Here is a 22,023-nt window from a genome sequence, read left to right as displayed (position 1 = left end):
CCCTAGACCTGCAGGGTTCCCGGCGTCCCGATCTCCAGCCAGGTGAGGTCCGCCTTCGCCGACGCGAACGCCGACTCGATGCCGGCGCGACCTTGCCGGAAGTGGCTCCAGCCCTCGTAGTGGACCGGGACGACCGTGCGCGGCCGCAGCAGCGAACACAGCTCCACGCCGTCGCGACCGGTCATCGTGTACCGAACCGGCCCGCTGATGCCGAACTGCACCGCGCCGAGGTGCAGCAGCACTGTGCCGACCTCGCATCGACCGCCGACCTGCCGGATCCCGTCGTACAGCACAGAGTCCCCGGAGATCCACAGCGCGCCGTGTTCCTGCCCCGGCCAGCGCAACGCGAAGCCGATCACGTCGCCGGTGATCCGGCGGCTGAGCGGCGGCCCATGCCGGCATGGCGTCGCGGTGATCTCGAGCGGTGGTCGTCCAGGCTCCCGCAGCGTGTGAACCGACCACGGCATCAGACCGATCGTCGCGCCGCCGAGCCGCGAAGCACCAGCCGCGGTGGTGACCACGGTGCCCACCCTCGGCAGGAGAGCCCGTCCGGCGTCGTCCAGATTGTCGGCGTGGTGATCGTGCGTCAGCAGTACGGCGTCGATCGGCGGCAGCTCGTCAACCGCGATCGCCGGCCCGGCCAGTTTGCGTGAGCCCGAACCCCAGCCGAAGCTGTAGTGCCGCCCAGGCGGGTCGAACGTCGGGTCGGTGAGCAGCCGCCACCCGTCGACCTCGATCAACGTCGTCGGGCCGCCGATGTGGGTGATGCGCGCCTGGCTCACGAATGCTTCACTGCCCAGTCCAGTACCTCGTCCGCGATCTTCTCCCACCCAGCCTGCGCCGGCAGCAGATGCGCGTAACCGTCGTACTCGCGGATCTCGGTGATGGTCTGGGACTTGTAATGCTTGGCGTTGGAGCGCTGAATCTCCGGCGGCATGATGTGGTCCTCGGAGCCGGACACGAACAGCAGCGGCGCACGCGCGTCGTTGTGGTAATCGACCCAGGTGTCCTGGTGACCGGGCTGGAAGTTCGCCAGAACGCTCCCCCACAGGATCCCGCCGTTCGCAGGGATCGCGTAGCGCTCGTACAGCGCCCGGGCCTCCGCCTCGCCGAACGTGTTCGTGAACGCGTATTTCCACTCGTCGTACGACAGCGGGATCGCCTTGTGCCGGTTCGCCGGGCTCTTCAGTACCGGGAACGTCGACTTCACCTGGGAGAACGGCACCACCCGGACACCCTCGGTGGGCGCCGAGTTCAGCGCCACTCCGGCGGCTCCGAAGCCGTGGTCGAGCAGGATCTGCGTGAACGCCCCGCCGGCCGAGTGCCCGATGATGATCGGCGGCGTGTCCAGTTCGCGGATCACCGCCTCCAGGTGCTCGATGATCGCCGGCACGGTCACTTTCAGAATCGGGTCCGGGTCCGCGTTGAGGGCTTCCACCTCGACTTCGAACCCCGGGTAGCCCGGCGCCAGCACCCGGAACCCGCGCGCCTCGTAGTGGGTGATCCAGCGCTCCCAGCTCCGCGGCGTCACCCAGAATCCGTGCACCAGTACGACGGTGTCAGCAGGCATGATCGCGTCCCTTCCATCCGGGATGTTGGCCGAAACCGTAGCTGTCCGTACGGCGCGCTCCGTAGGATGTGCCTGCACGGATCTGGGCTGTGTCTGCACAGTTCGCCCACCAGATTCCAGAGTCCAGGGGGTGGGGATGGCCGTGCTGCTCGACACCGCCGCGCTACCGCGGCGGGACCGGCCCGAGGCGTTCTACGCCGCGATGATGTCGGCGAGTGTGCCGGCCCGCGTCGAGCACGAGGATCCCCACGGCGACGTGCACGCCAGGATGGACTTCTGGCAACTCGGCACGCCGGACCTGTTCCGCAACGAGGGATCCGGCATGCGCCTGGTCCGGACGCCGAAGCACGTCCGGATCGGAGGCCCGGAGCGTCTGGCCCTCGCCGTGCAGGTGATCGGGGCCGGCGTCTTCAGCCAGGGTGACGTCGATCAGCGCGTCCGCACCGGCGACCTGATGCTGGTCGATCTGACTGCGCCGTACGACTTCGCCTGGAGTGGGCATGGTGCGTCGCAGGCCTTCCAGATCGACTACGCCGACCTCGGGCTGAGCGTCGAATCGGTCCGCGCGGCCGCTCGACGATTGCCCAGCAGCCCGCTCTACGACCTCGTGCTGCACCATCTCACGGTGCTGCCGAGCATCCTCGAGTCGTTGCACGGCACACCGTCGGCCGATCTGGTCGGCACGGCCACCACGCAACTCGTCCGGGCCCTGCTGACCTCGGCCGCGGATCGCGACACCCGGCCTCCGGCGATGACCGACGTACTGTTCGCTCGCATCACCTGGTACGCGCGCCGCCATCTCGCCGATCCAGAGCTCAGTCCCACCCGCATCGCGGCGGAGCACAACATCTCGCTCCGCTACCTCTACAAGCTGTTCGCCGAGCACCACCTCAGCCTCGAGCAGTGGCTGATCAGCGAGCGTCTCAAGGGCGCCGCTCGTCAGCTCGCCGAACCGGCGAGCAGGCGCCGCCCCATCGCCTCGATCGCGGCCGACTGGGGGTTCCTCGACGCCGCGCACTTCACCCGCCGGTTCCGCCAGGCGTACGGCATGACGCCGCAGGAGTGGCGCCGGCGCTAGCCGAGGTGTTCTGGGGTCAGCAGCGCGGTCAGTGTCAGACCGGCTTCGGTCAGCGGGGCCGGGGTGGTCGCGTTGCGATTGATGACGCATAGGGCATCGGTGATGTGAGCACCCAGAGCGCGGAGGTCGGTGGCGGAGAGCACGATCTGGCCGCCGGTGGTGACGACGTCCTCGACGATCGTGACCCGCCGGCCCGCGGTCTCGGCGCCCTCGGCCAGGCGGCGCGTCCCGTAGGGCTTGGCCTGCTTGCGGACGAACGCGCACGGCAACCCGGTGTGCCGGCCGAGCGCGGTCACGACCGGGATCCCGCCCATCTCCAACCCCGCCAGCACCTCGGTGTCAGCCGACACCAGCGGCACCATCGCCTCGGCCACGGCATCCAGCAACACCGGATCCGCCTCGAACCGGTACTTGTCGAAGTACTCGCTGGTCGTCTGCCCCGACCGCAACACGAACTCCCCGGTCAGATGAGCAGTCGCGTAGATCCGCCGTCCCAACTCCGCAAGCTCCACCCGAGCACCCTAACGGGCCGCATCAGCGGTCGCGCTGCCCGGTGGCCGATGGCCGCTAGCCGGCCTTGCGTTCGGTTTCGGCGGGCAGGAAGCGGCGGAAGTCTTCTGCGGAGATGATCGGGATGTTCAGCTCACGGGCGGCGCGTGCCTTCACCGACAGGCTGTCCACGTCGGCGGCCACGACGAACGTCGTGTCCGGGCGGACCGCCTCCTGCGGCACGAACCCGGCCGCCACCGCCCGGTCCCACCAAACCTCGCGTGGCTCGACCATGTCCCCGGTGAAGACCATCGTGCTCCCCCGTGGGAACCCCCTCGCCCCAGGACGCGCCGGTACGGCGTACCGCCCGCCGCTCGCCCGCACCAGCGCCTCGTCCACATCGGAAGCCCGGCGCCCGAGCATCACCGCCACCTGGTCGAGATCGCTCCGCTGATCCGCGGTGATCTCGCCACCGCCCCACGACACCTCCGCCAGCGCGGACACGTAGTACTGATGCAAGTCGTGCACCTGCGAACGCGTCAGGCCGAGGTCGGTCGCGACCTGGACGAGCTGATCCGCGTCCGCCGCGGTGATCTCCCGATTGGCGAGGATCATGTCGAGCAGCGCGAGATACGAGTCGGCCTGCGGCGGCTCGGGGACGCGCGGCAACTGATCGACGAGCCTGCTCATCCAGCCGTGCCGCCCGCCGGCATGCACCGGCCGCACGGTCGGCGCGACGTTGCTCGAGGGCAACGCCGGCCATCGCAATCGGCTGACTTCCTCATAAGCCCACTGCCACGGCGGCGGTGACGGAAACGCCTTCAGATACTGGCCGAACAGCTCGGCCGTGGCCCGCGTGTCGGCCAGCGCCGAGTGCCACCCCTCGATCGAGATCCCCGCCGCCGCACAACACGCACCGAGCGTCCGCTTCGCGCCCGGGTAGAGATAACCGGCCAACGCCATCGTGCACATCGACCGCTCGGTGATCAGCGGTACGGCGACTCCCAGCCGGGCGAACTCCGCCCGCAGGAACCCGAGATCGAACTCGACGTTGTGCCCGACAACCATCCGGCCCGCCAGCAGCTCACCCAACGGCCGCGCGACATCCGCGAACTCCGGCGCCGCGAGTACATCGGCGGTCAGGATCCCGTGGATGTGCTGCGGACCGAGATCGCGCTGCGGATTCAGCAGCGTCACCCATTCGTGCTCGACCTGCCCGCGGGCGTCCAGCAGCACGACGGCGACCTCGATCACCCGATGCCGATGACTCGGCAGCAGGCCGGTCGTCTCGGTGTCGATGACTGCATACATCCACGGCCTCCTCCGGCTCGATGACCGACTGGAACAACCCAATCACACGTCACCGACAGTTCCCGTCCGTCAGGAATCGGCATCACCGACCCGGACTCACTCGTCGGGGATCTCGACCGCGATCTCGTCGCCCAGCCGCGCGCCGTCGGCCAACTCGAGTTCGTCACCGCTCCAGAAGCGTCCCGGGTCGTACCAGTTGGGCCGCCGCCCGGGCAGCAACCCCATCTCCTCGTACGTCACCGCGACCACCTCGGCGCAGTACGCCGACTCCAGCTCGAGCTCCCGCGATCCGCGCCGGAACGCCGGCACCCGGCCCCGCACCCACCTCGTCGCCAGGCGAGCCGTCGACGGGAACGGCGTACCGTCCAGCCGGGCGACAGTCCGCAGTACGGCGTCCTCCATCTCCCGCGTGACGGGATGGTCGAGCTGCCGCAGCCAGGCCCGTTGGCCGTACTTGCGCGCCCAGACCAGGACCGCGTCCCGCAGGTCGTGCAACTGCACACCTCGGTGGTGCGTGCCGCTCCACACGTCCGGCAGCGACCGGCCCAGCTCGGCGTGCCACATCAGCGGCGGCAGATCCTCGATCACGATCGCCATGCCGACGTGATTGATCGGGCTGTTCGTCGTCAGCTGGATGGCGCGATCAGCGGCTTTGTCACCACGGAACAGCCAAATGTCACCTGTTCGTGTCAGTTCCGTAGCGTCATCCAGTGCAATCCGGCTGTCCACATCGCTAGGTTAGACCGCATGAAGGTATGGAAGGTGGTAGGGCTTGCGGGGCTCGTCGGCGTGGCCGCGACGGGCGTGGTGGTCGCGCGAGGCGAGCGGAAGCGTCGCGCCTACACGCCGGAAGAGGTGCGCGACCGGCTCAAGACCCGGGCCAAGGAAGCAGCGAACGCCTGACCCCAGGCACGACGCTCGGCCGGTCGTGCGGGTACGCCGTAACTCGGTGGTACGGCGTATGGTCCCGCACGGCCGGCCGAGCGTCGTTGTCGGCCGCAACCAGCTCAAAGGTTGTGAAGGGCAACTTCTTTCAGGCGGCCGGCGGTGATCGTCGCGGTCTGGTAGGTGCAGTACGGCTGCCGGCGCCGATCTGTCGGCGACCCAGGGTTCAGCAGCCGCAATCCACCGGGGGCCGTGGTGTCCCACGGGATGTGACTGTGGCCGAACACCAGCAGGTCCACGTCCGGATAGTCCTTCTCGCAGCGCTCCTCGCGTCCCTTGGCCGGCCCGGTCTCGTGCACGACCGCGATCGACAGCCCGTCGAGCGTCACCCGCGCGACCTCCGGCAGCCGCGCCCGCAACTCCGGGCCGTCGTTGTTGCCCCAGCACCCGACCAACCGGGCCGCACGAGACTCCAACTCGTCCAGCAACGCGACGCTCACCCAGTCGCCGGCATGGATGACCACGTCGGCGCGCTCGACCGCTTCCCAGACCGGCTCAGGCAGCTTCTTCGCCCGCACCGGCAGATGAGTGTCCGAGATCAGCACCAACCGCATCCGCCCACTCTCTACTCCGGCAGCGACTCGATCAACTCCTGCTCCTTCGCGGGGCTCAGGCCGGCGCGGCGCTCCCGGTCCAGGCCGAGCTCCCGCTCCCAGGCCAGCGTGTCGACGAGGAAGTGTCGCCGCGAGCGATGCGTGAGCCCGGCCGAGAGCGCTGCCGCGCCGCTGCGGCTCGACCAGCCCTCGTACCCGGGCTCGGTCAGCCACATCGCCAACGAGTCCGGACCCATGTACTGCTCGACCTTCTGCTCCTCCAACCATGTCTGCGGCGCGAGCACGACCGGTCCGGTGTGACCGCCGACCTCGCGCACGAGCTCGATCCACTCCCCGAAGGGCACGACCGGGCCGACGGCATTGAACGTCCCGGTCCGCCCTTCTGTCGCGCAGTCGAGCAACCAGGCGGCGAGATCGCGGACGTCGATCACGGACGTCGGCAGCTCAGGCGTGTCCGGCACGAGCAGCGGCTCCTCCGGCGCCCGAGCCGCGCGCGCCACCCACGCCCCGGCCCGATCGCTCGTGTCCCCCGGTCCACCGATCAGCCCGGCCCGCGCGATCACCAGCCGATTCCCGACCACCTCCCGCGAGGCCAGTTCGCAGGCGACCTTCGCCTCGCCGTACTGCTCCCGCTCGGCCACGTCCAGCTCCGTCGGCTCCCGCAGTACGGCGGACTCGTCGGCACCCGGCGTGTCGAACTTCTCGTAGGCGTTGCCCGACGACACGTACGTCCAATGCTTGGCCCGCGCACCGAAGGCCGCCAGCGCGCCGCGCACGAACCCCGGCTGCCAGGACACCTCGAACACCGCGTCCCAGTCCTGCTCGGGCACAGCGTCGTACGCATCCGGACGGCTGCGATCGGTGGCGATCAGCGTGGCGCCGTCCGCGACCGCGCCACTCTCACCACGGGCGAGGCAGGTGACGGAATGCCCGCGCGCCAACGCCTGCGTCGTGATCTCGCGACCGAGCCATGCTGTCCCACCGAGGATCAGAATCTCCATGCGGGCAAGCCAATCAGGCCCGGCCGGCAAAACCCAGCCACCTCTGCGGAGGGCAGAATCGACGCGCGGTGATCTCGCGCCAGCGTCACGTCACCGTAAGCGCCGACCCCTTGCGGCGCAGGCGATCCGGGCGCACTGTCGGCAGCAGGAGGCACCTCGGAGTCGGTGCCATGGACAAGGGGGAGAAATGGCTGGTTTCGTTCAGATCATCGAGTACCGGACGTCGAAGCCGGACGAGATCGCGGCGCTGATGGAACAGTTCAGCAAGAACCGCGCAGCCGAGGGTGACGGGCCCTCCCCGGTCCGCGGGATCACCTGCGCCGACCGGGACGAGCCGGGTCGCTACTTCGCGATCGTCGAGTTCAGCTCGTACGACGAGGCGATGGCGAACTCGCAGCGGGCCGACACGACCGAGTTCTCGGCCAAGATGATGGAACTGTGCGACGGACCGGGCGCGTTCTACAACCTCGATCTGGTCCAGACCATGGAGTACAGCTGACTCCATCAGACCTGGCCCGGGGCAGGTGGGTGGCCGGCGCGGTGAGGGAGGTTCGGCACCGGCCACCCACGATCAGTCCGGGTCCGCGGCGCCGGACCCGGGCCGGCTCAGCGGAACACCCGGTACGACGACGACCCGGCCGGCGGCGCACCGCCGTACGAACCGAGTTCACGGTCGCTGTGCAGGGGGTCGGGATCCTGTGGCTCGGGGGCGGAGTACAGATCCGGCCACGGTCGGGGTGGGAGGGCTTCGCGGGGTGGCAGTGTCAGGTCGGGATCGGGACCCGGGTCCGGGTCGATCCACTCGACCTCGGTGGCCCCGCCGTGACCGTGGATGGCGACGACAGAGTCGATCCCGTCCCAGACGGTCGTGGTCGGATAGTCGCCGTACCAGCGGAGCGCGACCGCCCCGTCGGTGAACTGCACGCCCTCGGCGACCGGACCGGTGCCACTGACACCGGAGACGTCATGATGGCGGATCAGCCGGAAGCGACGAGGACTCATTTCGGCGCTACCTCCCAGAGCCGCTCGCCCGGAAGCGACCGCTCCGGGCCCGCTTGGCGACGTTCAACAGCCCTGACCGCAGCAGAGGGAGGCTCACCATCAGCGTTGCCGGCCATCTCAATGCACCCGACGCCCGGTCGAGCCAGTTCCCATTAGCAACCTCGAAGAACAACCCTTCACGTCAATCACATCCACTTCCCTGTGGGATTGCGTTCACAGGTAGTGACGTCCCCCTCACCCCTTCATGACGCGATTTCCTCAGAATTCTCCGCAGTCGGTTGGCCTGCGCGACGGTGGGTGTGCGAACGCCCGGCAGGCCTGCGCCTGCGACCTTTGAGGGGCCGACCCCGCAGGCGGTGGGTTGCGGAGGCAAATTTCGGTTCCGCAACCCACACGCCAAGGGGTTGACCCCTCAAAGGGGAGGCGGCGGGTCGGCAGTACCTCCGGGGGCGAGGTCGTCATGAGCCGAACCGGTCAGCCCGGCACTGTTACGACCCAACGTTCCTTGACACTCACTGGCCGACGACCCAGGGCCGCCAGGTGTCGAGGTCTGGGTCATCGAGGGTGGTGCCGGGGTCGAAGGTGTGGGTGCCGCGACCCGGTAGATGGGCCGACGAGCATCTCGACGTTGTGGGACAGGAGCGCGGGCACGCCGGCGAGTGCGTGGACCAGCGATTCGAAGGCCAACCGAGTCTCGTCCGCCTGCGCGTCCTTCCGCTGACGGGACTGGACGTCGACAACGACGGAGTACCCGTCCATCGCCTGGACCTCGTCGGGCTCGGGCTGGAACCCGTTCAGGCCATGTAGACACCGATGACTCCGTCGAACGTCCGCGCAGGGACCTTGTACTGCAACTCCCCCGTCTCGGCCCGCAGATCGCCGTTGAACTCCAGCCCCAGCACGCCGGCCACTCGCGCTGCCGCTACGTCCAGCGGTTCGTCCAGCGCCAAAAAGATCTCATCGCTACCGGCCATCAAGACTCCCTGACATAAGTCATCAATCGTCCGTCGCCAAGACTCACAAGCAGCATCGGGAGGTCAGGCGACCGACATCAGCCGCTCGGCCTCATGTGACGATCCAAGGGCGCCAGTTTTCCTCGTCCGGTTCGTCGAGGCTCGTACCAGGTGGAAACGCGTGTACGCCGACCCCGGGCAGGTACGCCGCGGTCATCAGGGACATGTTGTGGCTCAGGACCATTGCCACGTCCGGCCGACGGTCGGCCAAGTCGTCGAAGACCGCGCGCGCCTCCCGTTCCTGCAGCTCCTCGTTCTTCTTGCCCGCGTAGCGGATATCAACCACACCCTGATAGCGATCAATCGCCGAGACGTCCTCCGGCGCGGGATCCACCTCTCCGTATACATTCGGCTCGATCAAGAAGTAGACATCACCGTCGACGGTCCGGGCCCGCCCCCGGAACAGGTAGGCACCGTCCCTCAGCTCAGGATCCTCGACCCGCTCGAGCCCGAGTGCTTCGCTCAGCCACCCGGCAACCTCCTCGAGCGGCGTACTCGCGGCCAGAAAGATGTTGTCGTCGGTCGACATCACTGCTCCTTGGTAAAGGTGACCAACCGTCCGTCACCGAGGATGACATGTACCACCTCTGCTACGACGGAACCTGGCTGTCCGCGGGCCCTGCGGAACGAACGCAGCGCAGTCTCCTCGGTCAGTCCAACCCGCCTGCCGTCGATCACAACTTCACGTTTCGCCGCCGGGTCGCCGGCTGCCTTCAGTGCCTGGCCGCTGGCCTTCAGCATGCTGCGTTTCACCGCATTCGACGAACCTTTGTCCTGCGTCTTGAACTCGACGATCGCGCCCTCGTCATCGCGGCTCTTCCGAACCATGGTGTCCGGATTCTTGTGTCCCTCGATGGTGTCGACCCTGGGGCGGGCGTCGATTCGCCAGCCTTCGCGTTCGAGACGGACGGCGATCTTGCGCTCCTTCGGCAGGAAATCTTGGTGCGGGTCATGGACGCCTGGGGCGAAGTCGACCTCGAGAGGGCGGAGGTCGAAGGCCGGGTCGAAGTTGGGTTTGGCTAGGGCTGGGAGGTCGATGTCGACTATTGGGGTTTCGGGGAGGTTGGTCGGGTAGTCGAAGGTGGCTTCTACGCGGTCGGTGGTGATGGTGAGGGTGGCGTGGTGCCACTCCTGGTCGGCGGATTCGGCCATGGCCGCCAGGAGGGTTTTCACGGGCTCGGTGAGGTCTACTTCGACTGCGAAGTCTTGGCGGAGGTGGTCGTTGCGCTTCTCGTCCTCCTTCTCGTCTCGTTCGTCGAACTCGATCTCGCCGGACTCTGTGACGGTGATCTCTACCTCGAGTGGTTCCTCGGGGAGGTCGCGGTCTTCCTCGTCCTTTTCTTGGGTCTTGCGGAACCTTTCGAAGGCTTTGCGGGCGACCGTGATGAGAGGCGGTTCGTTGTCTTGCGCAACTTCGAGGTCCTCGAAGGTGGCGGTGAGGCGTTTGGTGCGGCCTTGGGAGTCTCGTTCGGCGATGTCGCCGGTGCCGCCGGTGGTCTTGTTGCGGTCGGCGGAGTTGGCTGACGGGCGGCTGGTGGTGGAGCCGTCGCCGATCAGGTGTTCGGCCCAGGCCCGGGCCTTCGGTGGTGCCAGGGACAGGTAGTGGGCGGCGGCCTCGCAGGCGCGGGCCGCCGCGTCCAGTTGCTGAGCGGCGGCGGTTGCCCGGCCCTGGGAGGCCAAAAGGGCAACTTGGGCGTTCTCGCGGCAGCGGGCGGCGGTGCGTTGCAGATGGGCAACCACGGCAGGCACCTCGTCGAGGCAGTCCACCAGGCCCCGAGCGACCCGTTGCAGCTCAGACGGCACGACCGGTCAGATCTGATCGGCGTAGCTCTTGCATCCGGCCGACGCGATCTCCAGCGCCTCGGCGGCCTGTTCGACCGCTTTGCCGGCCGCGTCCAGGATCTCCGTGATGTCCCGGTCGACGCCGGTCGCCGTACCGGCGATCAGGCTCTCCACCAGCTGACTGTGCTGGGTGAACCGCAGCTTGAACCCGGCCAGGCCCCCCGCTGCCTGCTTGGCCTCCATCGACACCTGGTGCAGCTGTTCCTTGAGCCGCTGTACGTCGGACACCTAACCCACTCCCAAACTAGTTGCGCTTCTTCGGCAGCACGATCGCCGTACCGGACACGATCACCGGTACGGCGATCGCGAGCCACCACGGCAGACCAGCCGCCATCGCGACGACGACCGCGGCCGCACCACCCCAGCCCCACCACCGCGCGCCGGGCAGCCGCGGCAGGCCGAGCGCCCGCGACGCGGCCAGCATCGTGACGGCGGCGATCGCGGCCGCCTCCACTCCGGCCAGGAACGACCCGGTCACCACCCACACCACCACGAACCCGATCAGCATCAAGGCCGCGCTGATGGTACGCCGCTTCCGTCGCTCCTGCTCGGCCCGAGCCGCAGCGCGGACCTCCTCCAACTGCTCAACGGTGTCACTGAGCTGTTTGGTGATCCCGGCCGCGACGGTCTCGATGTCGTTCAGTGCGCGGATCTCAGGCAGCGCATGGTTCGCCCGCTTCCCCTCCGCGGGCAGTCCGGCTCGTTGAAGAGAGGCAGCAGCCTTCTCGGCCAGTGCGTTCAGCCGGAGCTCCAACTGCCGCCCGCGCTCGGCCATGGCGTCGGCCTCCGCCATCGCAGTGGCCTCAGCCTTCGACTTGTGTGCCGTCAGCCGGTCCTGCGCCTGCTGCGCGTCCGCACGAGCTCCCGCGACCGTCCGCAGCGCCCGCGCGTACTCAGCCCACTCCTGTGCTTCCGTTTTCATCGCCGTACCAATTCCACCGCGCGATCCACCTCGTCGGATCGCAGTGCGGCAAACGGTACGACGACCTGTGCCTCGGGGTGCAGGCCGTCCCACAGCAGGCCGCGGTGTGGCTCCGAAGCCCACCGGACGAGCGGGCCGGCCACCGCGCGTACGCCGTCCTGCGGGTGCCGGAGAAACAGATGAGTCGCCACGTTCGCACGCCCGTATCCAAGGTGCTCGGTGCACACGTGCAGCCGGTTCCACCACCCAAAGGTGATGAGCCCCTGCGCGGGCCCGTCACGCACGATGTCCTGCAGCGCGTTCGCCGGGCTCTCGAAGAACCCCTCCGCATGAAGCTGCATCCGAGGCACGCCATGGAACCCGAACCCGAGCAGATAGGTCTCACCCACGTGCCCATTGCGCACCGAGTCCCGCAGCGAGAACAGCCGCGGCACGATGTCGGCGTGCTTGTCGACCGTCTCGACGTCGCACCCGAGCTGCCGCAAGGCCTGCACCAGCGCATCCTTGCCTTCAGCAACACTCGGCGACGAGTCCGTCCCGTCCAGGAACACGAACCGCGGTGGATCCACAGCCGCGGCCGCCGTGGACAACGCGAGCCCGCTCAGTACGCCGAGTGCGTCGACCGGACCGTCACCGAGCACGAGTACGCCGGCACCCGGCTCGGGCCGTACTTCGACCTGCACCGGCTCCTCCGTCACCGCGATCGGCAACCCGGTCCACGGCCGCCCCAGCTCGGGCCTCACCGCGGCCGCCGTGTCCGTCAACCGGGCGGGCTCGGCCAGATGGAAGATCCGCGGCGGGTGAACCGCCGTGCCCGCGCGCTGCCACAACTCACGCCGTAGCGAGTCCAGCACCGCCTTGTCCGCGAAGCTGACCAGCACATGCTGGTTGTCGTCCGGCGAGCCGAAGTTCGCGTTCAGCACCGCTTCGCCGCGGAACTGCAGCTCGGCCGCCGCCGTGTTCCCGCTTCGCAGGATCGCCTGCGAGTCGGCCGGCGTCGTCTTGAGCGCGATCCGGTACGGCACCTGGCCGAAGATCGAGTCCCGCCGCGTCGCCAGCCGCTTGACGCCCTCGATCGTCTGCGTCGCCAGTACGACGTGCACGCCGTACGCGCGTCCCAGCCGGACCAACCGCTCGAGCAGCTTGGCCGCCTCGTCCGCGAGCTCGTCGTCGTCCTCGAGCAGCACCTGGAACTCGTCCAGCACGACCAGGATCCGCGGCGGCCGATCGGGGCCGGGGGCAAGCTCCGCGATGTCCGCGACGTTGCCGTGCGACTTGAAGATCTCGCTGCGCCGCGCCAGTTCGTCCGACAGATGACGCAGTACGGCGAGACCGAACGCGCGATCGCTGTGCACACCGAGCACGCGCACCTGCGGCAGCCAATGCTCGCGCTCGCCCGCGGGACCGAGCGCGGAGAACTCGACACCGTGCTTGAAGTCGAGCAGGTACATCTCCAGATCCGCCGGGTCGTAGCGCGCGGCGAGACCGTGGATCATCACGAGCAGCAGGTTCGACTTGCCCTGACCGACGGCGCCGCCGACGAGGACGTGCGGGAGGGCCGGGTTGCCGCTGCGCAACCGCACCAGCGCCGGCGTGCGATCGTCGTACCCGATCACCGTGCCGATCTCGTCCGTGACCGGTTGCCACCAGGTCGAGCGGTCCGGCAGGGTCCGCTCGAAGTCGATGGTCGGGAGGACGGCGATCTCCGCGAGCTCGGCCACCACGTCACAGATGCCGGCGGCAATGTTCGCGTCGAACGGCGGATCCAGCTTCGCGGGGACGCCGGGCAGTTGCGCGACCTCGACCCTTTCGTTGGTGATGGCAACCGGATTGAGGAGATCGAGCAACTGTTTGGTGTCGACGTCCAGCTCGGCGGACGTCGACGGGTCGTGATGGACCAGGAAGCAGATGCCGCGCCGGCCGGCGGTCGCGGCCAGCCGGAGCAGGTCGCGCTGGGCGAGTGTGTCGATGCCGGCCGGGTAGTCGAACAGGATGACCAGCCGATACGGCTCGGTCACCCGCCCGGTCTCCCGGATCAGATCCTCGAACCGCTCGTGCCCGAGCTGTGCCTGCCGGCTGGCCCGCAGCGACGAGACGTCGACCAGCCCGGACAGCACGGCGTGCAGCTGCTCCGCGGTATGTGTTGCCCTAGGCACCAATTGCGGATACTTCGTGGTCAGGTGACCGAGCAGGCCCATCATGCCGGTCAGCCGCGGGTCGTACGCGTCGATCCTGAGCCGGAAGGGTTCGGCGGCGGCGACCAACCGCAACGCCACACTCTGCAGGAGTCTGCGGGCGAACTCGTTGCGATCCGCGGTCACCTTCCAGCCGTTCGTCCGCAGCAGCGGCGCGACGACCGGCGTACCGCCCTCCAGCTCACCGACCCGCACGTACGACGAGACTCCCGCGCCGACCAGTTGACGCGAACGCCAGCGGGCGTCGTTCGGCGGGATCGCGGCCAGACCGGGCGCGAGCCGGTCCGCGAGCAGGCGGGCCTTCGGCTCGGCGGTGGACAGCACCTCCGCGGTCTTGGCGTCGACGAGCGAGCGCGACTCGCGCCGGGCGATCGCGGTCTGCTCCTGCAGTTGACGATGCAGCTGCACGGCCCGCTGATGCTCGGCGTACGTCAGCCGGTGTGCGTTGTCCAGCAGCTGCCCGAGCGCATGCTGGAGACCCCGGATCCGCGCTTCCAGGAGCTCCGGTGCTTCGGTCGCTGGCGCGGAGCGCGAAGCCGATCCGGGCGTACTTCCCCCGTCAGGCTTCTCCGTCACGAGCACCGTCCTTCCACACTTGCCCCGCGACTATCAAATTGCCTGGTGTAACCATGTCACACCGGTAGTCCCAAGCGTCACTCCAGGCATCAGTAGTCTCACCTACTAGTCGGGAGCGACGATCTCGAGTTCGTAGCCGTCGGTGTTCTGCAGGAAGGCGGCGTAATGCTGCGGGCCGCCGGCGTACGGGTGCCGGTCGGCGAACATCAGCGTCCAGCCGTGCCGGCCCGCCTCCGCGACGATCGCGTCGACCTCGGCCCGGCCGGCCCCGTTCAGGGCGAGATGGTTCATTCCGGGCCGCAGCCGGTCGTGCTCGCCGGCCGACATCGCCGGGCTCTGCTCGACCACGACATAGCTGCCGTCGGGAGCCGCCCAGGTCATCCCGCCGGGCCAGCCGTCACCGTCCTTCCAACCCAGCCGATTGAGGACCCAGCCCCAGCTTTCCTGGGCCCGGGACAGGTCCGGGACCCAGATCTCGACGTGATGCACCGCAGCGACCATCGAAGCATTATCTGTGCTCGTCGAGATGGTTCGACACCGCCATCGCGATCAGTCCCGAGAGCACCAGCCAGACCAGTGCCGCGACCAGCCACGGCCACCACGCGCGGCTCTGCGCGGCCTCGGCCACGGCCTTGCCGAACAGGCCGCCGGCCGGCGCGAAGACGAGCACGAGCAACACCCGCGCGATCGTCGTCTCCCTGGTCATTTCTTCATTGTGGGAGCGGATCGCCTGGCCTGCAGAAACCTTGGCGTTTCGCGCCCCGTCACCTTTCTGTCCGTGGCAGGGTTTACCGTCTGCGGTGACAGTCGAGCATCGGGGGTTGTGGTGAGTAGCACCCGGATCGAGAGCACGGCGTACGGAGCGGCCGCGCTCGAGTGCCTGGAGGCCGTGGTCGCGCGGCTGAAGGCGGACGATCCGATGACCCCTGTCACGCTGCTGCTGCCCAACAACCTGGCCGGCGTCATCGCCCGCCGCCACCTCGCCCGTAGCGGCGTCGCCGGCCTCTACCTGGCGACGTTGGAGCGACTGGCCGAGCAACTCGCCGCGGGCGTCCTGTCCCCGCGCCGGCCCGCGACCCGGCCGATCGTCGCGGCGACCTGGCGGACGGCGCTGTCGAAGGCACCGGGCATCTTCGAGGAGGTCGCCGAGCATCCGTCGACCATCCAAGCGCTTGCCTCAGCCCATCGCGAGCTCCGCGACCTCACCGACCCCGCGCTCGAGAAGGTCACGCACGCCTCCACGCTCGGCCCGGACCTCGTTCGCCTGCACCGCCACGTCACCACCGAGCTCGCCGCGGACTGGTATGACGAGACGGATCTGTTGCGGGCCGCCGCCACGCGCCTCGCGGCCTCGCCCGCTGTTGTCGGCGAGCTCGGTGCGCTCGTCCTCTTTCTTCCGCAGGAGCTCACCCAGTCCGAGGCAGCCTTCGTCGAGGCGCTCGGCACGGCCGCGGCCGATCTCACGGTGATCGTGGGTCTGACCGACGTACGGCGAGCCGACCGCGCCGTCCGGCGGTCGCTCGAGCGCATCGGTATCGACCTGCCGTCGTCGATCTCGAAGAACTACCCGGTCGCCACCGAGATCCTCAACGCGTCCGACGCCGACGACGAGGTGCGGTGTGTCGTCCGCGATGTGGTCGAGGCGCTCGATCACACCCCGGCGCACCGGATCGCGGTGCTGTACTCGGCCGCCTCGCCGTACGCGCGGTTGCTGCACGAGCACCTCGGTGCCGCTCGGATCGAGGTCAACGGACCCGGCACGCGACCGGTGCACGAGCGCGCCATCGCGCGGACCCTCCTCGAGGTGCTCGCGCTCATCGATCAGGATCTGCCGCGCGCGGATGTGTTCCGTGCGCTGGCCAATGCGCCGACGCGCGACTTCACCGGCAAGCGGATCCCGGTGCCGCAGTGGGAGCGGATGTCCCGGGCCGCCGGTGTGGTGCGCGGCGACGACTGGGATACCCGGCTCGCTCGGTACGCCGAGTCCGAGCGGCGTACCGCTGATCAGGAAGAGGCCGCCGAGGATCCACGCCCCGCCGCGGTCCGGCGCGCGCAGTACAACGCCTCGATGGCCGAGCGGTTGCACGCATTCGCTTCCGAGCTCCGCCGCCGGTTGGGTGCCCTGGCGTTGCTGGAGACCTGGTCCGAGCTTGCCGGCGGAGTCCTTCAGCTCTTCCATGATCTGCTCGGCGACTATTCGTCCTTGCCGATCGAGGAGCAGTACGCCGCAGCCGCGGTCGAGAGCTCGCTGAAGGGCCTGTCCACGTTGGACGAGCTCGGGACGCCGGCCGGCCTCGCCGTGCTGCGCGACGTGCTCGATCTGGAGCTGCAGCAGTCACTCCCCCGGGTCGGAACATTCGGCACCGGTGTGCTGGTGGCGCCGCTGTCGGCGAGCATCGGGTTGTCGGCGGACATCGTGTATGTCGTCGGCCTCTCCGAGGACCTGTATCCGGGGCGCGTCCACGAGGATGCGCTGCTGCCCCATCGCGTCCGCGAGGCGGCCGCGCCGGAGCTGGCGTCGTTCCGGGATCGGCTCGACGAGAAGCAACGGCATCTGCTGGTCGCGTTCTCGGCCGGGTCGCGGAAGGTGGTGGCGTCGTTCCCGCGCGGCGACCTGCGTCGATCGTCGCGCCGGTTGCCGACGCGCTGGTTGCTGGGGTCGTTGCGAGAGCTGACGGGCGATCACGGGCTGCCCGCGACGCAGTGGGACAAGTACGGCGAGCGGCTGCGGACGTCGGCGTCGTACGCAGGATCGTTGACGACGGCAACCATGCCGGCGACGGAGCAGGAGTGGCAGGTCCGCGCCGCGGCGGCCCGGTTGTGGGTGAACGACGAGGTGCTCGTGCGTGCGCGGGAGTTGTTGCGCGGGCGTGGGAGCAATGCGTTCACGCGGTTCGACGGGGACCTGTCGGGGGTGCCGGGTCTGCCGGAGTACGCCGTCGAGGAACGGATCGCCTCACCGACGTCGTTGGAGGCGTACGCGACCTGTCCGCACGCGTATTTCGTCGAGCGGTTGCTTCAGGTGGAGCCGCTCGAGGCGCCGGAGGACCTGCTGGTGATCTCGCCGTTGCAGGTGGGGAACCTGATCCACAACAGCCTCGATGCCTTCGTGTCGCGATTGGCCGGTTCGCTGCCCGGGTACGGCGAGCCCTGGACGGAGGAGCAGCGGTCGCTGCTGCTCGCGATCGGGGCGGATCTCTCGGACCAGTTCGAGGCGGAGGGTCTGACCGGGCATCCGCGGTTGTGGCAGCGGGAGCGGTTGCGGATCCTCGGTGACCTGATGGTGCTGCTGACCGACGACGATCGGTGGCGGGTGGAGCGGGACGCCTCCGTGGTGGCGAGCGAGCTGCGGTTCGGGTTCGACGGCGAGCCGCCGGTGGAGATCCCGGTGCCGTCCGGGCGGGTGCTGCTGCGGGGATCGGCCGACAAGGTCGATCTCGGCGCGGACGGGACGATCTATGTGACGGACGTGAAGACCGGTGGATTCTCGCGGTACGAGGCGATCGAGTCGGATCCCGTGGCAGGCGGGACGAAGCTGCAGCTGCCGGTGTACGCGTACGCGGCGCGGGCCCGGTTGGGAGAGCAGTCCACACCGGTCGAGGCGTCGTACTGGTTCGTCCGGCGCGGCGGGAAACGGATCCCGGTGCCGCTGACCCCCGAGGTCGAGGCCCGGTACGTCGACACGCTCGACGTGATCGTGTCGTCGATCGCGGCCGGATTCTTCCCACCGAAGGCGCCCGAGGTGCCGGACTTCCTGTGGGTGCAGTGCCTGTACTGCAACCCGGACGGGCTCGGGCACAGCGAGGTGCGGGCGCGGTGGGATCGCAAGCGGCACGACCCGACGCTGGAGAGGTTGGTCCGGTTGATCGATCCGACCGCCTTGGAGTCGTCCTCTTCGGAGGGGGCCGGCGATGACTGAGCAACTGCTGGACGGACCGGCCCGGGACCGGATCCGATCCGACACCGACTCCACGCTGTTTGTCGAGGCCGGCGCCGGGTCCGGCAAGACGCATGCTCTGGTCGACCGCGTGACCACACTCGTGCTGCGCGACGGCGTACCACTGCGCACGATCGCCGCCGTCACCTTCACCGAGAAGGCCGGGGCCGAGCTGCGCGATCGGTTGCGGGTCGAGTTCGAGAGGGCTCGGAAGGGCCCCGCCGGCCACCTCGCCGATGCAGCGTTGGACGACCTCGACTCGGCCTCGATCGGTACTCTGCACGCCTTCGCCCAGCAGATCCTGCTCGCCCATCCGATCGAAGCCGGCCTGCCACCGCTCATCGACGTCCTGGACGAGGTGGGTTCGTCAGTCGCCTTCGAGGAGCGCTGGGCCGAGCTGCAGCAGCTGCTGCTGGACGACGACTCGATCGCGGAGCCGCTGCTGCTTGCGATGGCGGTCGGGGTCGAGCTGAAACACCTGCGGTCGCTGGCACGACTGTTCGGGAACGACTGGGACCTGATCGCCGAACGCGTCCTGGTGGATCCACCCGAGCTGGTGGCGATGCCGGATCTGGCCGGGCTGGTTGCGGCGGCGGCGCAGATCGGTGGAGTGGCCGAGTCGTGCCTGGATCCCGAGGACCGGCTGTTGCCGAAGGTCGCGCAGATCCGCGAGCTGGGGGTGATGCTGGACGCCGCGACCGACCAGGAGACGCAGCTGGCGATCCTGCAGACGTTGCGCGGTCTGAAGGTCGGCCGGATCGGACGCAAGGAGAACTGGCCGGACATCAACCGGGTCCGCGGCGACTGCACCGAGGTGGTCGAGGTCGCCGGTTCGCTGGTCGAGCTGCTCCTGGATGCTTGCCTTCGGCACCTTTCACACTGGATCGCCGAGCGCGTGCTGGAATCGGCCCGGATCCGCCGTGAGGAGGGGCGCCTGGAGTTCCACGACCTCCTGGTTCTCGCCCGCGACCTCCTGCGCAGGAACCCGGCTGTCCGCGCAGCCCTGCAGGAACGCTTCGAGCGGCTCCTGCTGGACGAGTTCCAGGACACCGACCCGATCCAGATCGAGCTCGCCGTCCGGATCGCGGGTGGCGCCGAGGCAGAAGCCGAGGACTGGCGCGACGTCGAAGTCCCGGAAGGCCGCCTGTTCGTCGTCGGCGACCCCAAACAGTCGATCTACCGCTTCCGCCGCGCCAACATCGCGACGTACCTCACCGCCCAGCACCTCCTCGGCGAAACCGTCGCCCTCACCACCAACTTCCGCACCGTCGCACCCATCCTCCGCTGGATCAACACCGTCTTCGAAACCCTGATCCAACCCCAAGAATCCGCCCAACCCTCCTACCAATCCCTCTCCCCCCACCGCACCGGCCCCACCAACCCCACCCCCTCCACCGAACGCTCGACCTCCCCCACCCAAACCCCACCCGCCGCCACCCCGGACTCGTCGCACACCAGCACCACCGCCGCGGTGCGCGGCGACCAGCTCTCCTTCCTCGACGACTCCGACGACGACCTCACGCTCTTCGACGACCTCGTCTCGCCGGACGACCCTGCGGCATCTGCCTCACCAACCACCCCGGACTCCCCAACCGACAGCGCTGACTCATCCTCGGGCGACTCGGGTTCCTCCGGCGGCCGGGTCGGCGACCTCGCCACGGTTCTGCCGTTCCGGCGCCACGGTGACGACTCCGCGTCCGCCGTCGTGCCGCAGTCCCCCGAGCCTTACGACGAGACCGCCTCCGGTCCGAGTGTCACCGTCCTCGGCGCCGAGCCGCACAACGACCTCCCCCGCGCGCAAGCCTCCGTCCTCCGGGAACGCGAGGCGCGTGACGTCGCGGCTGTCGTCGAGCAGGCGCTGCGCGACGACTGGCAGGTGTACGACGACCGCACCGGCAACTGGCGACCCGCGGAAGCCGGCGACATCGCCGTCCTGGTCCCCGCGCGTACGTCGCTCCCGTTCCTCGAGGACGCCCTCGACCGCGCCGACATCCCGTACCGCGCCGAGGCCAGCTCCCTCGTCTACCAGACCGCCGAAGTCCGCGACCTCCTCGCCTGCGCCCGCGCCCTCGGCGATCCGAGCGACCAACTCGCCCTCGTCACCACCCTGCGCTCACCATTGTTCGGTTGCGGCGACGACGACCTCTTCGTCTGGAAACGCTCCGGCGGCACGTTCAACCTGGCCGCGCCCATCCCGGACTCGCTCGTGACCCACCCGGTCGGCGAGGCGATCGCCTGGCTGTGGAGCACCTACAAAGCCGCCCGCTGGCTCACCCCGAGCGAAGTCCTCGCGAAGATCGTCGCCGACCGCCGCATGCTCGAAGTCGCAGCAATCGGCCCACGGGCCCGCGACGCGTGGCGCCGGATCCGGTTCGTCGTCGACCAGGCCCGCGCCTGGTCCGAGGTCGAGCACGGCGGCCTGCGCTCGTACCTGGCCTGGGCCGCCCACCAAGGTGAGGAAACCTCACGCGTGGCCGAGGCCGTCCTGCCCGAGACCGACGCGGACGCCGTACGCGTGATGACGATCCACGCCGCGAAGGGTCTGGAGTTCCCGATCGTCATCCTGTCCGGTATGACCGCGGCGCCCAACCGGCAGCGCGGTGTCCAAGTCCTCTGGCCACCGGACGGCGGGTACGCCGTCAAGCTCAAATCATCCGTGCAGACCGAGGACTTCGACCTCGTCCAGCCGGTCGACGAGCAGATGGACGACTACGAACGCCGACGCCTCCTGTACGTCGCCGCCACCCGCGCACGCGATCACCTGGTCGTCTCCCTGCACCGCTCCGGCAACCGCCGCCACGCCAGCAATGCCGAGCTCCTCGCCTCCGCCGGCGGCGTCGAGGCGCCCCACGCGACGCTCTTCACCAGCCCACCCGTGGTCGAACGCGAGCCGCGTATCACCCCCGACGTCACCCCACCGATCTCCCGCACCGAATGGGAATCCCGCGCCACCGCCGCCCAATCCGCCAGCCGCGCACGCTCCGCCCAGAGCGCTTCGGGCCTGGAAGGGACCGGCCCCGACGTCGTCCTCGCCGAGGTGGATCCCGGCACCGCCAAAGCCCCGCGCGACCTTGAACTCCCCCCATGGTCCAAGGGCCGCTACGGCACCGCGATCGGCCGCGCGGTTCACGCCGTACTGCAAGTCGTCGACCTGTCCACCGGCACCGGCCTCGAAGCCGCAGTCTCCACCCAATGCCTCGCCGAAGGCGTCCTCGAGTACGCCGACGTGGTCACCGCCCTCGTCCGCTCAGCCCTAGCCTCCGACGTCGTCCAACGAGCTGCCGCCCGCGAACACTGGCGCGAGTCCTACGTCGGCACCGTCCAGCCCGACGGCACCGTCCTCGAAGGCTTCGTCGACCTCATCTACCGCGAAGACGACGGCCGCCTCACCATCGTCGACTACAAAACCGACGCCATCCCCGCAGGGGCGTTGGAGAGTCGAGTCGTCTACTACGCCCCGCAATTGCAGGCGTACGCCGCCATCCTCCCCAACACCGCCCCACCCGTCTTGCTGTTCCTCAACCCGGCCGAAGCCGTCGAACGCCGCCTGTGACGCCCGGCGGGCAGCTAGCCAACCAACCGCCTGGC

General features: G+C 69.0%; 21 protein-coding genes. 5 read left to right on the top strand and 16 right to left on the bottom strand.

Going from position 1 to position 22,023, the window contains the following annotated elements:
* Positions 1-2 precede the first annotated feature (2 nt).
* Together OG876_RS28225 and OG876_RS28220 are read right to left on the bottom strand one after the other, a co-directional pair.
* On the bottom strand, positions 3-782 hold the full coding sequence (locus tag OG876_RS28225) for an MBL fold metallo-hydrolase (protein ID WP_328519662.1): 780 nt from the start codon (positions 780-782) through the stop codon (positions 3-5).
* Positions 779-1,570 carry an alpha/beta hydrolase gene (locus tag OG876_RS28220; RefSeq protein WP_328519661.1) on the bottom strand — a complete coding sequence of 264 codons (792 nt, stop codon included), beginning with the start codon at positions 1,568-1,570 and terminating at the stop codon, positions 779-781. Before OG876_RS28220 ends, OG876_RS28225 begins: the two co-directional genes overlap by 4 nt.
* 136 nt (positions 1,571-1,706) lie before the next feature.
* On the opposite strand from OG876_RS28220, the gene OG876_RS28215 reads away from it, so the two are divergent.
* Positions 1,707-2,648: a helix-turn-helix domain-containing protein gene (locus OG876_RS28215; protein ID WP_328526972.1), complete on the top strand. Its 942-nt coding sequence runs from the start codon at positions 1,707-1,709 to the stop codon at positions 2,646-2,648.
* Here the strand turns inward: OG876_RS28215 and OG876_RS28210 are convergent.
* From OG876_RS28210 to OG876_RS28200, 3 genes are all read right to left on the bottom strand, one after another.
* A complete protein-coding gene (locus tag OG876_RS28210) occupies positions 2,645-3,160 on the bottom strand; it encodes an orotate phosphoribosyltransferase (protein ID WP_328519660.1) in 516 nt (171 codons plus the stop codon). The genes OG876_RS28215 and OG876_RS28210 overlap by 4 nt on opposite strands.
* Positions 3,161-3,215: 55 nt before the next feature.
* Complete coding sequence (locus OG876_RS28205; RefSeq protein WP_328519659.1) at positions 3,216-4,448, bottom strand: exonuclease domain-containing protein; 1,233 nt, start codon at positions 4,446-4,448, stop codon at positions 3,216-3,218.
* Between the two features lie 96 nt (positions 4,449-4,544).
* The gene (locus OG876_RS28200; RefSeq protein WP_328519658.1) at positions 4,545-5,045 is read right to left on the bottom strand and encodes a hypothetical protein; all 501 of its coding nucleotides are present in this window, start codon (positions 5,043-5,045) and stop codon (positions 4,545-4,547) included.
* 150 nt (positions 5,046-5,195) lie between these two features.
* Here OG876_RS28200 and OG876_RS28195 point away from each other — a divergent pair, with 150 nt between their 5' ends.
* Positions 5,196-5,351 carry a hypothetical protein gene (locus OG876_RS28195; protein ID WP_328519657.1) on the top strand — a complete coding sequence of 52 codons (156 nt, stop codon included), beginning with the start codon at positions 5,196-5,198 and terminating at the stop codon, positions 5,349-5,351.
* Positions 5,352-5,455: 104 nt separating this feature from the next.
* Here the strand turns inward: OG876_RS28195 and OG876_RS28190 are convergent, their stop codons facing one another.
* Both OG876_RS28190 and OG876_RS28185 read right to left on the bottom strand, forming a co-directional pair.
* Complete coding sequence (locus OG876_RS28190; RefSeq protein WP_328519656.1) at positions 5,456-5,947, bottom strand: metallophosphoesterase family protein; 492 nt, start codon at positions 5,945-5,947, stop codon at positions 5,456-5,458.
* Positions 5,948-5,958: 11 nt separating this feature from the next.
* The gene (locus OG876_RS28185; RefSeq protein WP_328519655.1) at positions 5,959-6,948 is read right to left on the bottom strand and encodes an NAD-dependent epimerase/dehydratase family protein; all 990 of its coding nucleotides are present in this window, start codon (positions 6,946-6,948) and stop codon (positions 5,959-5,961) included.
* A gap of 187 nt (positions 6,949-7,135) precedes the next feature.
* Here OG876_RS28185 and OG876_RS28180 point away from each other — a divergent pair, with 187 nt between their 5' ends.
* Entirely contained in the window at positions 7,136-7,447 is a 312-nt protein-coding gene (locus OG876_RS28180; RefSeq protein WP_328519654.1) for a hypothetical protein, read from the top strand.
* Between the two features lie 107 nt (positions 7,448-7,554).
* Here the strand turns inward: OG876_RS28180 and OG876_RS28175 are convergent, their stop codons facing one another.
* From OG876_RS28175 to OG876_RS28135, 9 genes are all read right to left on the bottom strand, one after another.
* On the bottom strand, positions 7,555-7,950 hold the full coding sequence (locus OG876_RS28175) for a hypothetical protein (protein ID WP_328519653.1): 396 nt from the start codon (positions 7,948-7,950) through the stop codon (positions 7,555-7,557).
* Between the two features lie 794 nt (positions 7,951-8,744).
* Complete coding sequence (locus OG876_RS28170) at positions 8,745-8,924, bottom strand: hypothetical protein (RefSeq protein WP_328519652.1); 180 nt, start codon at positions 8,922-8,924, stop codon at positions 8,745-8,747.
* 91 nt (positions 8,925-9,015) lie between these two features.
* The gene (locus OG876_RS28165) at positions 9,016-9,492 is read right to left on the bottom strand and encodes a hypothetical protein (protein ID WP_328519651.1); all 477 of its coding nucleotides are present in this window, start codon (positions 9,490-9,492) and stop codon (positions 9,016-9,018) included.
* Positions 9,492-10,703 carry a hypothetical protein gene (locus OG876_RS28160; RefSeq protein WP_328519650.1) on the bottom strand — a complete coding sequence of 404 codons (1,212 nt, stop codon included), beginning with the start codon at positions 10,701-10,703 and terminating at the stop codon, positions 9,492-9,494. Before OG876_RS28160 ends, OG876_RS28165 begins: the two co-directional genes overlap by 1 nt.
* A gap of 69 nt (positions 10,704-10,772) precedes the next feature.
* Positions 10,773-11,033 (bottom strand): hypothetical protein, encoded by a 261-nt coding sequence (locus tag OG876_RS28155; RefSeq protein WP_328519649.1) that lies wholly within the window; start codon positions 11,031-11,033, stop codon positions 10,773-10,775.
* A 16-nt stretch (positions 11,034-11,049) separates the two neighbouring features.
* Positions 11,050-11,727, bottom strand: coding sequence for a hypothetical protein (locus OG876_RS28150; protein WP_328519648.1), 678 nt, complete (start codon positions 11,725-11,727; stop codon positions 11,050-11,052).
* A complete protein-coding gene (locus OG876_RS28145) occupies positions 11,724-14,498 on the bottom strand; it encodes an FtsK/SpoIIIE domain-containing protein (protein ID WP_328519647.1) in 2,775 nt (924 codons plus the stop codon). Before OG876_RS28145 ends, OG876_RS28150 begins: the two co-directional genes overlap by 4 nt.
* A gap of 105 nt (positions 14,499-14,603) precedes the next feature.
* Entirely contained in the window at positions 14,604-14,999 is a 396-nt protein-coding gene (locus tag OG876_RS28140) for a VOC family protein (protein WP_328519646.1), read from the bottom strand.
* Between the two features lie 7 nt (positions 15,000-15,006).
* Entirely contained in the window at positions 15,007-15,204 is a 198-nt protein-coding gene (locus OG876_RS28135; RefSeq protein WP_328519645.1) for a hypothetical protein, read from the bottom strand.
* A gap of 120 nt (positions 15,205-15,324) precedes the next feature.
* On the opposite strand from OG876_RS28135, the gene OG876_RS28130 reads away from it, so the two are divergent.
* Positions 15,325-18,417 carry a PD-(D/E)XK nuclease family protein gene (locus tag OG876_RS28130; protein WP_328519644.1) on the top strand — a complete coding sequence of 1,031 codons (3,093 nt, stop codon included), beginning with the start codon at positions 15,325-15,327 and terminating at the stop codon, positions 18,415-18,417.
* Positions 18,410-21,988, top strand: coding sequence for a UvrD-helicase domain-containing protein (locus OG876_RS28125; protein WP_328519643.1), 3,579 nt, complete (start codon positions 18,410-18,412; stop codon positions 21,986-21,988). Before OG876_RS28130 ends, OG876_RS28125 begins: the two co-directional genes overlap by 8 nt.
* Positions 21,989-22,023: the final 35 nt, after the last annotated feature.

The organism is Kribbella sp. NBC_00359 (assembly GCF_036097425.1).
Classification (GTDB): domain Bacteria; phylum Actinomycetota; class Actinomycetes; order Propionibacteriales; family Kribbellaceae; genus Kribbella.
Note: the sequence above shows the minus strand (reverse complement) of the source record. Positions and strands in the feature narration are given on the sequence as shown.

What these genes read in the sequence shown, in the direction of transcription:
- OG876_RS28220 (WP_328519661.1), bottom strand. Translation starts at nt 1,570, where the DNA reads ATGCCTGCTGACACCGTCGTACTGGTGCACGGATTCTGGGTGACGCCG.
- OG876_RS28215 (WP_328526972.1), top strand. Translation starts at nt 1,707, where the DNA reads ATGGCCGTGCTGCTCGACACCGCCGCGCTACCGCGGCGGGACCGGCCC.
- OG876_RS28205 (WP_328519659.1), bottom strand. Translation starts at nt 4,448, where the DNA reads ATGTATGCAGTCATCGACACCGAGACGACCGGCCTGCTGCCGAGTCAT.
- OG876_RS28200 (WP_328519658.1), bottom strand. Translation starts at nt 5,045, where the DNA reads ATGGCGATCGTGATCGAGGATCTGCCGCCGCTGATGTGGCACGCCGAG.
- OG876_RS28195 (WP_328519657.1), top strand. Translation starts at nt 5,196, where the DNA reads ATGAAGGTATGGAAGGTGGTAGGGCTTGCGGGGCTCGTCGGCGTGGCC.
- OG876_RS28190 (WP_328519656.1), bottom strand. Translation starts at nt 5,947, where the DNA reads ATGCGGTTGGTGCTGATCTCGGACACTCATCTGCCGGTGCGGGCGAAG.
- OG876_RS28185 (WP_328519655.1), bottom strand. Translation starts at nt 6,948, where the DNA reads ATGGAGATTCTGATCCTCGGTGGGACAGCATGGCTCGGTCGCGAGATC.
- OG876_RS28180 (WP_328519654.1), top strand. Translation starts at nt 7,136, where the DNA reads ATGGCTGGTTTCGTTCAGATCATCGAGTACCGGACGTCGAAGCCGGAC.
- OG876_RS28175 (WP_328519653.1), bottom strand. Translation starts at nt 7,950, where the DNA reads ATGAGTCCTCGTCGCTTCCGGCTGATCCGCCATCATGACGTCTCCGGT.
- OG876_RS28170 (WP_328519652.1), bottom strand. Translation starts at nt 8,924, where the DNA reads ATGGCCGGTAGCGATGAGATCTTTTTGGCGCTGGACGAACCGCTGGAC.
- OG876_RS28165 (WP_328519651.1), bottom strand. Translation starts at nt 9,492, where the DNA reads ATGTCGACCGACGACAACATCTTTCTGGCCGCGAGTACGCCGCTCGAG.
- OG876_RS28150 (WP_328519648.1), bottom strand. Translation starts at nt 11,727, where the DNA reads ATGAAAACGGAAGCACAGGAGTGGGCTGAGTACGCGCGGGCGCTGCGG.
- OG876_RS28140 (WP_328519646.1), bottom strand. Translation starts at nt 14,999, where the DNA reads ATGGTCGCTGCGGTGCATCACGTCGAGATCTGGGTCCCGGACCTGTCC.
- OG876_RS28135 (WP_328519645.1), bottom strand. Translation starts at nt 15,204, where the DNA reads ATGACCAGGGAGACGACGATCGCGCGGGTGTTGCTCGTGCTCGTCTTC.
- OG876_RS28125 (WP_328519643.1), top strand. Translation starts at nt 18,410, where the DNA reads ATGACTGAGCAACTGCTGGACGGACCGGCCCGGGACCGGATCCGATCC.